Here is a 12,372-nt window from a genome sequence, read left to right as displayed (position 1 = left end):
AACCCGTCGGGCCCGAACAGCTTGATGCCGTTGTCCTCGAACGGGTTGTGCGAGCCCGAGATCATCACGCCGAGATCGCCCCGCATGGAGCGGGTCAGCATCGCCACGGCCGGCGTCGGCACCGGTCCGAGCAGCAGCACGTCCATGCCCACCGAGGTGAAGCCGGCCACGAGCGCGGTCTCGATCATGTAGCCGGAGAGGCGGGTGTCCTTGCCGATCACCACCCGGTGCCGGTGGTCGCCGCGCTGGAACACGAGGCCCGCGGCCTGCCCGACCTTGAGGGCGAGCTCCGGCGTGATCACGCCGTTGGCCCGGCCCCGGATGCCGTCGGTTCCGAAATACTTGCGCACCATGACGTCTCCGAGACCCGAGGGCGGGCCGGGCAGAGCCTAGCAGATTTCGGTGAAATCCGGAGCCGGACGCTCCCCGACGGTGAATCGGTTGCTTCCCGACAAAGGCGTTCGAAATGGGGCGGCGCGGCGTTTACAGGAGCCGGGGCAGCGCCGACGCCAAGAGGGTGAGGCCCGAGAGCGTGAGCAGGCTCAGCACGAGCCTGCGGAACGCCACTTCGCTGATGCCGCCATAGGCCCGGGTCCCGAGGAGCGTGGGGATCAGCATGGCCAGCAGGACCACGGCCAGCATCGGCAGGACGGGCGGGGTGATGATCCCCGAGGCGAGATAGGTGATCATCGTCACCGCGAGCATCGCGAGGTTGAAGTTCTGGACGATCGTGCGCTGCACGTCGCGCTCGTAGCGGCGCAGGGTGCACCAGAGGGTCGGCAGCACGCCCGTGAAGCCGCCGAGGGCGCCCATGACACCGCCGGCAAGGCCGACCGCGGCGTCGGCGATCCGACCGCCCGCCGTGACCCGCGGGAGGTCCCGGGCGAACAGCATCACCGGGCACCAGACCATCAGCAGGAGGCCGAGCAGGGCCTTGAACCGGTCGGCGTCGAGGCTGGGCAGCAGCAGGACGCCGAGCGGGATACCGGCGAGGCCGCCGAGCACGAAGGGCGCGAGGCTCTTGAGATCGACGCCACGCCGCACCGAGACGGCGGCGACGATCTGGCCGGCGAGCCCCCCGGCCACCGAGAGGATGGCGGCGAGCTTCGGATCGATCACCCAGGCCCAGAACGACAGGGCCACGAGGCCGAAGGCGAAGCCCGACAGACCCTGCACGAAGCCGGCGACGCCGGCGCCCAGGGCGACGACGAGATAGGTCGAGACCGGCATGGAAGCGTTTCTGCGACGGGGTGAGGGTTTGGCCAGTCCGGCCCAACCCCCGGGTGGGCGGCACCGAAGCTTCGGCCGTGTTGGCGCGGCCGAGTCATAAACGAGCCGTCCGGATTGTCACAGGCGGCTGCCGACGCGGTCCGTGCGCGCGTCGCATCCGGCGCCGGCACGAAAAAGGGCGCCGCGGGGCGCCCTTTCCGGTGGTCGTGCTGTTGTCCGTGCCTCAGGCCTGCGGCTGCGGCTCCAGGCCGCCGTCGCTCTCCTTCGGCCGGCCGCGGCCCGCCGAGGGGACCGAGGAGCCCCGGGCCGGGGTCGGCGGCACGTCGCCGCCGTCGCGGATCGGAGGCTGGCCCTTGAGCAGGTTGCGGATCTCCTCGCCCGAGAGGGTCTCGTATTCGAGGAGTCCCTGCGCCAGGGCTTCCAGGTCGTCCTTGTGCTCGGCCAGGATGCGGCGCGCCTCCTCCAGACCGGTCTCCACGAGGCGGCGGACCTCGGCGTCGATCTTCTGGGCGGTCGATTCGGAGACCGATTGCTGCCGGCCCATCGACATGCCGAGGAAGACCTCGTCGTTGTTGTCGCCGTACGCGACGGTGCCGAGCTCCGGCGAGAAGCCCCAGCGGGTCACCATCATCTTGGCGAGGCGGGTCGCCTGCTCGATGTCCGACTGGGCGCCCGAGGTGACCTTGTCCTGACCGAAGATCATCTCCTCGGCGATGCGCCCGCCCATCATGATCGCCAGCCGCGAGGTCATCTGCTCGAAGCTCATGGAGAGCTTGTCGCGCTCGGGCAGCTGCATGACCATGCCGAGGGCCCGGCCGCGGGGGATGATCGTCGCCTTGTGCACCGGGTCGGTGGCCGGGACGTTGAGGGCGACGATGGCGTGGCCGCCCTCGTGATAGGCGGTGAGCCGCTTCTCGTCCTCGGTCATCACCAGGGTGCGCCGCTCGGCGCCCATCATGACCTTGTCCTTGGCGTCCTCGAACTCGTGCATCGTCACGATGCGCTTGCCGCGGCGGGCCGCCAGCAGGGCCGATTCGTTGACGAGGTTCATCAGGTCGGCGCCCGAGAAGCCCGGGGTGCCGCGCGCGATGGTCTTCAGGTCGACGTCGGGGGCCAGCGGCACCTTGCGGACGTGGACGCGCAGGATGCGCTCGCGGCCGGTGACGTCCGGGTTCGGCACCATGATCTGGCGGTCGAACCGGCCGGGCCGCAGCAGGGCCGGGTCGAGGACGTCGGGGCGGTTGGTCGCCGCGATGATGATGACGCCCTCGTTGGCCTCGAACCCGTCCATCTCCACGAGGAGCTGGTTCAGGGTCTGCTCGCGCTCGTCGTTGCCGCCGCCGAGGCCGGCGCCGCGGTGGCGGCCGACCGCGTCGATCTCGTCGATGAAGATGATGCAGGGGGCATTCTTCTTGGCCTGCTCGAACATGTCGCGCACGCGGCTGGCGCCGACGCCCACGAACATCTCGACGAAGTCCGAGCCCGAGATGGTGAAGAACGGCACGTTGGCCTCGCCCGCGACCGCCCGGGCGATCAGGGTCTTACCGGTGCCGGGCGGGCCGACGAGCAGCACGCCGCGCGGGATCCGGCCGCCGAGCCGCTGGAACTTCTGCGGGTCGCGCAGGAACTCGACGATCTCCTGGAGATCCTCCTTGGCCTCCTCGACGCCGGCGACGTCGTCGAAGCTGACGCGCCCGTGGGCCTCGTTCAGGAGCTTGGCCTTCGACTTGCCGAAGCCCATGGCGCGACCGGCGCCGGACTGCATCTGGCGCGACAGGAAGATCCAGGCGCCGATGAAGACCAGGATCGGCAGCCAGCTCACGAGGAGCTGGATGAACCAGGGGGTGTTGTCCGACGGCGGGCGGGCGGTGATCTGCACGCCCTTGCCCTGGAGCTTGGAGACCAGGCTCGGGTCGTTGGGCGCGTAGCTCGTGAAGTTGCCGCCGCCGACATAGGTGCCGGACACGTCCTGCCCGGAGATCACCACCGACTGGATCTTGCCGGCATCGGCGTCGTTCAGGAGCTGGCTGTAGGCGATCTCGCTGCCGCCGCCCCGGTGCCCCGGGTTCTGGAACAGGGTGACCAGGGCCAGCACCAGTAGGAAGATGACGACCCACAAGGCAAAGTTGCGAAAATTCGGGTTCATCGATCAATCCTTGGCGCGTGCGACCCCCAGGACGGACATGCCACGCGGCTGTTCCGGTCCATCCGTGCACACGTCACCAATGTAGGCGGGGGGCTCTCCCTTGCCAAGTAATTCGGGAGCCCCTGCGGCGAGGGCAGCACCTGCCCCCCTGCTTCGGCGCGGCGGAGCGGGGGCGAGGCTCACGGCTCCCCCCGAATCGGCGGAGACGAGAAACCCCGCCAGGGTGCGCCGGATCGGTTCACGGCGGCGCAGGGCCGGCAGGAGCGATTCGAGGACCAGGGCCTCGAGGCGTTCGAGGCGGCGCGGTGCTGCGCCGGCCCGGGTCAGGGCGAGATCGAGGCAGCGCAGGACCACGGCATCCGGCAGAACCGCCAGGGCGGCTCCGTCGAGGCGCAGCCCCGTCCCCGCCCCCGTCTCCGGTCCGGGCCGCCCCGTCCTGTCGAGGGCCTGCTCCGCCGCGCTCCGGAGCGCGGCCTCGTCGCGGGCGGCGCGCTCGGCGAGCCGGGCGAGACGCGCCGGGGTCAGGCCCTCGCGTTCCAGAACCGGCCAAGCCTCGCGCAGGCGGCCGCGGGCGAAGCGCGGATTCCCATTGGCGGGATCGCGGACATACGCGATGCCGCGCTCCTCGCACCACGCCACCAGGGTCGCCTTCGGCAGGTGCAGGAACGGGCGCCCGAGGCTGAGGCCGGCGGCCAAGGTCCGCTCCGCGCGCATGCCGGCAAGCCCCGCGAGGCCGCTGCCGGCCGCGAGCCGCATCAGCACCGTCTCGGCCTGGTCATCCTGCGTATGTCCGGTGAGCACGAGACCGGCGCCGATCGCCGCGGCCTGGGCGGCGAGCAGGGCGTAGCGGGCGGTGCGGGCCGCATCCTGCAGGCCGGTGCCGGGCTTCGCGCCCGCCCAGGTCAGGAGTGCATGGGGCAGGCCCAGATCCCGGGCGGCACGGCCGACGCCCTCGGCCTCGGCTTTCGAGCCCGGTCTCAGGCCGTGATCCACGGTGGCGACCTGCACGGCGACCGGGCCAGCGTCGCGCAGGGCAGCGGCGGCATACAGCAGGGCGCTCGAATCGGGGCCGCCCGAGACGGCGAGGAGGACACCCCGCCCGCCGCGCGCGGCCGGATCGAGCCAGGGGCGGAGGGCGCCGAGGACCGGGTCGCCCGGGTCGCTCAGGCGCCGCAGCGGGCGCGCTTCTGTTCGCGGGCGACGCCCTGACGGACGCCGCTGCCGGCATTGGGGAATTTCCGGTCGAGCTCGGCCAGGGTCGCGCAGGCCTGCTCGCGGGCGCCGAGCGCGTTGAGCGTGACGCCGAGCTTCAGCATGGCATCGGGCGCCTGGGAGGAGCGGGCGTAGTCGGTGGAGACCTTCAGGAACTGCTCGGCGGCCTCGCGGTTGCGGCCGCGGGCGAGGTAGCTCTCGCCGAGCCAGTAGGTCGCGCCGGCGACGCGGTTGTCGCGGGGATGCGACTGGATGAACTGGCGCAGGCCCATCTCGGCCTGCTCGTACTGCTTGGCCCGGTACAGCTCGACCGCGGCATCGTAATCGGCGGCCGGATCGCCCGTCCGCGTTGCCGCGACGCTCTCGGAGGGCCGCGCCGGGATCGCCCCGGTCCGGGCCGGCGGCCGCAGGTCCACGGGCTCGTCGTAGCCGGGGGCACCGGCCTCCGCGTCCTCGTCCTCCCCGTTGATCGCGCCCTGCGGCAGGCGCTGCGGCCGGGGCGCAGCCTCGGCCGCCTCGACGGCCTCCCGGGGCGGCAGCGGCGCCGAGGGCTGGGTGCTGCCGAGCTGCATCGGGGTGCCCGGGGCGCCGGGGGCCTGGGCCGGGTCGAAGGCATCGCCGCGCTTGCCGGGGCGTCCGGCGCCCGGATTCCCGCCGTTGACGGGGCCCGACGGCGCGGGAGCGGCCGAGGGCTTGCCGCCCTTGCCCTCGTTCAGGCGGAACTCGACGTCCTCCTGGAACTTGCGCAGCTGCTCCTTGAGCTGGCGGTTCTCGTACTGGAGGGTCTCGATCTGGCCGGCCATGAGCCGGGACTGGTTCTCGATGCGGCCGAGGCGCACCACCAGCTCGGAGGCATCCTGCGCGACGGCCGGGTGGCCGAGGAGCACGGCTCCCAGGATCGTGGTGAGCGCGAGGCGAGTGCGAAGACGGGCGGACATGGTGGGGGTGCGATCCGGTGGCGGCGCGAGGCCCTAACAGATGCGCCGCACCGCGGCAAAACTGCGGCGCGGCGGCGGCCGGGGCCGCCTCCGGGTAACGCGTCGCGACGGCTTACGCTCCGGCGCCGCGGTCGAGGACGATCACCGCCCGGCGGTTCTGCGACCAGCAGGAGATGTCGTTGCACACCGCCACCGGCCGCTCCTTGCCGTACGACACCGTCCGCATGCGGTTGCCCGCGATGCCGCGGGTGGCGAGGTAGTCGTTCACCGCCTGGGCCCGGCGGGCGCCCAGGGAGAAGTTGTACTCGCGGGTGCCGCGCTCGTCGGCATGGCCCTCGATGATGAAGGTGTAGCGCGGGTAGCGCTGCAGCCACGCGGCCTGCTTGTCGAGGGTGGCGGTCGCGGTGGGCGTCAGGTCGGTGGAATCCGATTCGAAGAAGACCCGGTCGCCGATATTGACGACGAAGTCCTGCGCGCTGCCCGGGGTCGCGGCGCCGGCCCCGAAGGCGGAGGCGTCGGCGAGGTCCTTGTCGTTGCTGCAGGCGCCGAGGCCGAGGGCGGCGACGAGGGCGAGGCCGAGGGCGGCGGCGCGGAAACGCTGGGGCATGGTCTGAAAAACTCCTCGAGCGGTGCCGAAGGCCGGCTGCGGGTCTTCGAGGCGGGTCCGCATAGTCCTGGCGCCGTTGGTAGGCGGGGATGGTTAAGCGACGGTTCCGTCGCGCGGCGCGGCGGCCGTGGTGACGGTCCGCACCGAGCGATGGCGTGCGCTGACGCACCCGGGACACGCCCGGAATGCGGCGGCGGCGGGGCGGACGGAGGCGAAGGGCCATTTCGGCCGTGTCGGTTGCGGCGCGGCAACAGGCGCGGGGCTTCCGCACCGTAACGGTTCCGGCCGGGACCTTAAGGAATCCTCAACCCTAACGCTTCCTAATCGACGGGCCGAAAACCGGACCTCCGTCATGCGCCCCGCCCAGTGCGTCCTCATCGTCGAGGACAGCTACCTGCTCCTCGAGATCATCGCGAGCCTGTGCGAGACGCACGGCATCCGGGTGATCGAGGCCTCGACGGGCGAGGCGGCGCTGACCGTCCTGCGCGACCGGGGCGATGCGATCGACTGGCTGTTCACCGACATCCACCTGCCGGGGCTGATCGACGGCTGGACCGTGGCCCATGCCTTCCGGGCGATCCATCCGGACCGTCCGGTGGTCTACTCCTCGACGGACACGAACCGCCGCAGCGGCGTGCCGGGCAGCCTGTTCCTGCGCAAGCCCTTCCAGGTGCAGGAGGTCAACCGGCTGGTCCGGATGATGGTCGAGGGCCTCGGCGCGACCGACTGCGACAGCCAACTCTGCACGGCAGGCTGAGACGCCGCCTCCCGGATCACGGGCCGTCCGCATCCTTCGGTCGGACGCCTTTCGCGGCCGGAGACGGCCTCAACCCCGCCGGAACAGCGCGACAATCTCCGGCGCGGCGAGCCAAGCGTCCACCCGGGGACAGGCGAGATCCCCAGGGGACGTCGCGTCGTAGATGGCAAAACTCGCCGCGATGAAGCCCGAGAGGTCGTAGAGCACCGGGAAGTCGTCGCCCCGGGGCTTGGCCTTGAACAGGTATGAGCCGGTCAGCCCGAAATGCTCGGCGATGGACGGGTAGAGCGGCCAGACCACGTCCTGTGCCAGCTCGTCGCCGAGGTAATCCTCGATCTCCACGGGCTCGGGCGTGAGCCCGTTCTCCAGCAGCAGCCGCCGGGCGATGTCGCCGAGGACATGGACCTTGGGATGGTTCATCAGATGCATGAAGGCGCCGCGGCGCGCCCAGCGGGTCACCTCCCGCTCCAGCCCGAAGCCCAGGGCATCCGCCGCGCCGACGAGTTCGCGCACCGCCGGATCCCAATGGTCGAGATAACCCAGGCGGGCGAACACCTCCTCGCGGAACAGGCCGGCGGTGCGCTGCGGCTCGAGGCCGAGCCGGTGGGCGGTGAGGACGATCGCCGAGTGGTACTGGCCCATCGGCGACGGCGCGAGCTTCAGGGCGGCGAGGTCCGAGGCCTGGCCGGCATAGACCATGTCCGGGTGGAAGGCCGAGAACACGATCGACGGGAAGAGCTTGAGCCGCGGGTCGGCCGCGCGCAGAGTGGCGACGTCGCCGCCCGGGATCAGCCCGGCCGGGAAGGCCTGCGAGAAGACGTGGTCGTGGGCGCGCAGGGTCCGGATCAAGCCGTCGACATGGCCGTGGTCGCGCTTCAGCGAGCCCATGGGCAGGTAGCGGACCGGGCTCTTCGGCGCGAGCAGGCGCATGGCCCGGGCGATGCCCCGCGCCTGGCAATTGCCCAGCACCGCGATGCTCGGCCCGTCACGGGTCGTGGCGGCGCGGGCGCGGTTCCGCCATGGTGTCGCCCAGGTGGGCGCCCAACTGGGTGTCGCGAGGGTGAACGCGCTGCGGGCGCGCCGGGGCAGGTCGTTCAGGGCCACGTCGCGTGCCGGTGTCAGCGGACGGGTCAGCGCCCCCGAGGGCCTGCCGCCGTCGTGAAGAAGAGGGTTCGAAGATGGCGTTGAATCCGTATACGGGTCTACCGGCCGAGCGATTCTGGCGCAAGGTCGTCACCAACGTGCCGCCCTTCGCGGTCAATCCGCACCCGAAGGACACGTTCGTCATCGGGCCGACCGACAAGGTCGCCACCGGCGGCTCCTGCTTCGCGCAGCGGGTGGCCGAGGCGGTGCGCGGCGCCGGCTTCAACTATTACCTGACCGAGCCGCCGCCCCCCGGCATGAGCGCCGAGGAGGCCAATGCCCGGCAGTTCGGCACGTTCTCGGCGCGCTACGGCAACCTCTACTACACACGCCAGTTCGTGCAGCTGTTCGACCGGGCCTACGGCAAGTTCGAGCCGGAGCTGAAGGCGTGGCTGCGGGACGACGGCCGCTACGTCGACCCGTTCCGCCCCACGGTCGAGCCGGCGGGCTTCGCCAGCGAGGCCGAGGTGGTCGCGGCGCGCGACGCGCATCTCGCCGAGGTGCGCCGCCTGTTCGAGACCCTGGACGTGTTCGTGCTGACACTCGGCCTCACGGAAGGCTGGCGCTGGCGAGCCGACGGGGCGGCGCTGCCGCTCGCCCCCGGGGTCGCGGGCGGGACCTTCGATCCGGACCTCTACGAATGCGTCAATGCCGGCGCGGGCGAGGTGCTCGGCGACCTCAACGGCTTCCTCGACCGGCTCTGGAGCGTGAACCCGAAGGCGCGGGTGATCTTCACGGTCTCGCCGGTGCCGATGATCGCCACCTACATGGACCGGCACGTGATGGAGTCGAACAGCTACTCCAAGTCGGTGCTGCGGGTGGCGGCCGGCGAGGTGGTCGGCCGCGGCGACCCGCGGGCGGTCTACTTCCCCGCCTACGACATCGTCACGAGCAACGTGAATGCCGGGCGCTACTACAACGAGGACCAGCGCACCATCAACGATGCGGGCGTCCGCCACGTGATGCGCCTGTTCCTGGCGACCTTCGCCCGCGACCGGGTCTCGCCGGCGCCGACCCACGCCCCCGTGGACCTCGCGGCGGAGTTCGAGGGCAATGCCGGCGTGATCTGCGACGAGGAGGAGATCGAGCGCAGCGTGGCCTAGGGTCGGCATCGGGTCGGCATCGGGTTTGCCTCCGGGCAGGCGTTTCGGGCAAGCTCGGCCGCCCGGGCGCCCCGCCCTTCGGAGACGAATCCCTTGAGCCTGCCCCCGCCCCGCCGCGCCGACCACGACATCGATCCGGTCTTCGTGAAGCGGCACTCGCCCCGCGCCTTCACGGGCGAGGCCGTGCCCGAAGCCGAGCTGATGCGGATGATCGAGGCGGCGCGCTGGTCGCCCTCCGCCTACAACTCGCAGCCCTGGCGCTTCCTCTACGCGCTCCGCGGCGACGCCCACTGGGAGACCTTCCTCGGCCTGCTCGTGCCCGGCAACCAGAAATGGGTATCCGGCACCGGCGCGATCCTGTTCCTGGTCTCGAACGGGCTCATGAAGGTCGGCGACGAGCTGAAGCCCTCCTACAGCCACTCCTTCGACGCCGGCACCGCCTCGCTGGCCTTCCAGCTCCAGGCGATCCACCAGGGCTGGCACGCCCACGGCATGGTCGGCTTCGACCATGTCCGTGCCCCCGAGATCCTGCGCCTGCCCGAGAACCACCGGATCGAGGCCGCCTTCGCGGTCGGCCGCAAGACGCCCGAGGCCGAACTCACCGAGGAGCAGCGGCCCCGCGAGACGCCGAACGGCCGCCGGCCGATCACCGACTTCACCATCGCGGGTCCGTTCCCGCCCGCCGCGGACTGAGACGGGCCGGAACCGGTGCCTTCGACCAGGGATTGTGTCCGCAGCGCAACGTCGTGGCCGGCCTGGGGCTCACCGCCGCAGGTCGGACACGCCGGGTGGCGGATCGCCGGGCCTGCACCGATCCGGTCCGCCCTGCGACGAATCGGGAGCTGGCTCATGAACCCGTCCGACAGCGCCCCGCGCGACGGTTTCTTCGATGACGGACCGCTGGACCACGCCTCGGGGCTGCAGAGCGTGGCCGAGCGCCACGGGGTCAGCCTGGATGCGGTGCGCCATCTCGTGCAGGCGCTGGAGCGCGGCCACGGCACGATGGCGCAGTTCGACCATCCGGATCTCGGCGGCATGGGCCAGTGGTTCGCCGGCGGCATGGTGATGGTCGGCCGGATGTTCGACGACGCGCTGAAGGCGCGGGTCGGTGCGCTCTGCACCGAGCTGGCCGGGGCGCTCCCGGCGGGCGGCTTCTCGGATGCGGCCCCTGCGGCCCTCCGGGGCGGCGGCGAGTGGTGGCCGGCCGGTCTCGGGAACCCGGCGAGCACCGGAGCGCAGAACGGGCTGCGCTACGCCTATTTCCCGGACAGCCGGCGGCTCGCGGTCGAATCGGGGGCGGGGGTGGCTCTCTACGACACCGGTGAGCACCGCATCACCGGCGTGTCGCAGGCGGATGGAAGCCTCGGCTTCACCGGGCCGGCCGGAGCCGTCGCCCTCGACCGCCTGCGCCGGATCGAGGCGGAGGTCGCCGCGCCGCGCCAAGCGGATCCACGCCCAGGAGACACTCACCCCGCGGACACTTACCCCGCGGGCACTCACCCGGCGGATCCGCATCCGGTGGATGCGGCCGGGATCCAGGGTCCCGCCGCAGCGCCTGCGCCGGATCGGTCATCATCGGACGACGTTCTCGCCACCATCGAGCGTCTGGCCGCGCTCCATGCGCGCGGCGTGCTCACCGATGCGGAATTCTCGACCAAGAAGGCGGAGCTGCTGGCGCGGCTGTGAGCGGCGCCGGTCGTCCGACCCTCCGTCCTCATCCCGAGGGGCCGCAGCGCGGCGGAGGCCTCAGGACGGGGGCGAGGATCGGACCCGCCGGTTCCGAACGGCCTCAGACGATGCCGACGCGCAGCAGATCGTGGACGTGCACGATGCCCACGGGCCGTCCATCCGTGACCGCGAAGACCGCCGTGATCAGCCGGCGGTTCATCAGTTCCAGCGCGGTCTGGGCGAGCTTGTGCGGCTCCACGGTGATCGGATCGCGGGTCATGATGTCCGTGACCGGCGTGTCGAGGATCGCGGGGCCCATGTGGCGGCGCAGGTCGCCGTCCGTGACGATGCCGACGAGGCGCCCGGCCGCGTCCGTGACGCCGACGCAGCCGTAGCGCCGCGCCGCGATCTCGATCAGCACCTCGGACATCAGCGCGGTCTCGTGGACCAGCGGCATGTCCTGGGGGCCGTGCATCACCTGCTGCACGGTCTTGAGGCGGGCGGCCAGGGTGCCGCCGGGATGCAGGGTGTGGAAGCGCGCCGAGGTGAAGCCGCGCCGCTCCAGGAGCGCCACCGCCAGGGCGTCGCCCAGGGCCAGCTGGATCAGGCTGGAGGAGGTCGGCGCGAGGTCGTGCGGGCAGGATTCCCGCACCCGGGGCAGTTCCAGCAGCACGTCGGCGGCCTTGCCCAGCGTGCTCTCGCCGTTGCGGGTGATGGCGACCAGGGGGATCGAGAACCGGCGGCTGAAGCCGACGAGGTCGGACAGCTCCGCGGTCTCCCCCGACCACGACAGAGCGATGATGACGTCGTCCCGGGCGATCATCCCGAGGTCGCCGTGGCTCGCCTCGGTGGGGTGGACGAAGAAGGCGTGCGTGCCGGTGGAGGCCAGCGTCGCGGCGATCTTGCGGCCGACATGGCCGCTCTTGCCGATGCCGCTGACGATGACCCGGCCCTTGCTCTGCAGGATCGTCTGCACCGCCTCCTCGAAGGCCGCGCCGAGCCGGCCCTGGAAGGCCGCGCTCGCCTCCTGCAGGGCCGCGATGCCGAGCTGGAGGCTGCGGATCCCGAGATCACGGGTGGTGGCGAGATGCGCCGACGGCGCGTCGTAACGATCGTCGCGCAGGGCGCTGGAGGCGGGAGCGTTCATCGTTTCCGTTCTGGACCCGTCGACCGGATCCGGCACCGAGGGCCGGGCTCGCGGATCGGCGCAGCGAAGCGTGTCCGGCGACGCTAGGCAGCCGTCGTGGTTGAAATGTGACGCGGGGACGACGCAGCGCCGCACGCCGGTTGAAGGCACGGCCGCCGCGGTCCATGCTGCCGGCACGCCATCCCGCATGCCACCCCGCGCCGCGGGCCCAAGGAGGGCACAAGCCCCATGACCATCCGCTTCCCCGACCCCGATCCCGCGATCCTCGCCCGCCGCGACGCGATCCTGGCCGGCCTCGCGCCCCTGGTCGCGCCGGAGGCGCTGGTGGTCAGCGAGGACGAGCGCCGGGCCTTCGAGACCGACGGGCTCACCGCCTACCGGCAGATGCCGCTCGCCGTGGTGCTGCCCTCCACCACCGCGG

Annotated in this window: 11 protein-coding genes and 2 pseudogenes; 5 read left to right on the top strand and 8 right to left on the bottom strand. The window is 71.8% G+C overall.

Annotated features, from left to right (window positions below; genetic code table 11):
• From glmM to pal, 6 genes and pseudogenes are all read right to left on the bottom strand, one after another.
• A pseudogene (gene glmM / locus I53_RS02770) lies at positions 1-350 on the bottom strand (phosphoglucosamine mutase); the annotation flags it as partial.
• Between the two features lie 133 nt (positions 351-483).
• A complete protein-coding gene (locus I53_RS02765; RefSeq protein WP_043346365.1) occupies positions 484-1,230 on the bottom strand; it encodes a sulfite exporter TauE/SafE family protein in 747 nt (248 codons plus the stop codon).
• Positions 1,231-1,453: 223 nt separating this feature from the next.
• The gene (ftsH, locus tag I53_RS02760; protein ID WP_043346363.1) at positions 1,454-3,376 is read right to left on the bottom strand and encodes an ATP-dependent zinc metalloprotease FtsH; all 1,923 of its coding nucleotides are present in this window, start codon (positions 3,374-3,376) and stop codon (positions 1,454-1,456) included.
• A 3-nt stretch (positions 3,377-3,379) separates the two neighbouring features.
• Positions 3,380-4,552 carry a tRNA lysidine(34) synthetase TilS gene (tilS, locus tag I53_RS02755; protein ID WP_374701293.1) on the bottom strand — a complete coding sequence of 391 codons (1,173 nt, stop codon included), beginning with the start codon at positions 4,550-4,552 and terminating at the stop codon, positions 3,380-3,382.
• Complete coding sequence (gene ybgF / locus I53_RS02750; RefSeq protein WP_043346361.1) at positions 4,540-5,526, bottom strand: tol-pal system protein YbgF; 987 nt, start codon at positions 5,524-5,526, stop codon at positions 4,540-4,542. Before ybgF ends, tilS begins: the two co-directional genes overlap by 13 nt.
• Positions 5,527-5,638: 112 nt before the next feature.
• On the bottom strand, positions 5,639-6,133 hold the full coding sequence (pal, locus tag I53_RS02745) for a peptidoglycan-associated lipoprotein Pal (RefSeq protein ID WP_043346359.1): 495 nt from the start codon (positions 6,131-6,133) through the stop codon (positions 5,639-5,641).
• A gap of 352 nt (positions 6,134-6,485) precedes the next feature.
• On the opposite strand from pal, the gene I53_RS02740 reads away from it, so the two are divergent.
• The gene (locus tag I53_RS02740) at positions 6,486-6,890 is read left to right on the top strand and encodes a response regulator (RefSeq protein ID WP_043346357.1); all 405 of its coding nucleotides are present in this window, start codon (positions 6,486-6,488) and stop codon (positions 6,888-6,890) included.
• Positions 6,891-6,959: 69 nt separating this feature from the next.
• Here I53_RS02740 and I53_RS02735 read toward each other — a convergent pair whose 3' ends face one another.
• The gene (locus I53_RS02735) at positions 6,960-7,994 is read right to left on the bottom strand and encodes a WcbI family polysaccharide biosynthesis putative acetyltransferase (protein WP_043346354.1); all 1,035 of its coding nucleotides are present in this window, start codon (positions 7,992-7,994) and stop codon (positions 6,960-6,962) included.
• A 74-nt stretch (positions 7,995-8,068) separates the two neighbouring features.
• On the opposite strand from I53_RS02735, the gene I53_RS02730 reads away from it, so the two are divergent.
• The 3 genes from I53_RS02730 (at position 8,069) to I53_RS02720 (ending at position 10,822) form a co-directional block, all read left to right on the top strand.
• Positions 8,069-9,136: a GSCFA domain-containing protein gene (locus tag I53_RS02730; protein ID WP_043346353.1), complete on the top strand. Its 1,068-nt coding sequence runs from the start codon at positions 8,069-8,071 to the stop codon at positions 9,134-9,136.
• 93 nt (positions 9,137-9,229) lie between these two features.
• Entirely contained in the window at positions 9,230-9,829 is a 600-nt protein-coding gene (locus I53_RS02725; protein WP_043346351.1) for a nitroreductase family protein, read from the top strand.
• 156 nt (positions 9,830-9,985) lie between these two features.
• Positions 9,986-10,822: an SHOCT domain-containing protein gene (locus I53_RS02720; RefSeq protein ID WP_078947378.1), complete on the top strand. Its 837-nt coding sequence runs from the start codon at positions 9,986-9,988 to the stop codon at positions 10,820-10,822.
• Positions 10,823-10,925: 103 nt separating this feature from the next.
• On the opposite strand, the gene I53_RS02715 is transcribed toward I53_RS02720, so the two are convergent.
• Positions 10,926-11,951: an SIS domain-containing protein gene (locus I53_RS02715; RefSeq protein ID WP_043346349.1), complete on the bottom strand. Its 1,026-nt coding sequence runs from the start codon at positions 11,949-11,951 to the stop codon at positions 10,926-10,928.
• 228 nt (positions 11,952-12,179) lie between these two features.
• Here I53_RS02715 and I53_RS02710 point away from each other — a divergent pair.
• A pseudogene (locus I53_RS02710) lies at positions 12,180-12,372 on the top strand (FAD-binding oxidoreductase); the annotation flags it as partial.

Origin of the sequence: Methylobacterium sp. B1 (assembly GCF_000333255.1) — a bacterium.
GTDB classification, from domain to species: domain Bacteria; phylum Pseudomonadota; class Alphaproteobacteria; order Rhizobiales; family Beijerinckiaceae; genus Methylobacterium; species Methylobacterium fujisawaense.
The sequence above is the reverse complement of the archived record's forward strand: the minus strand, read 5'-3'. Positions and strand labels throughout refer to the sequence as shown.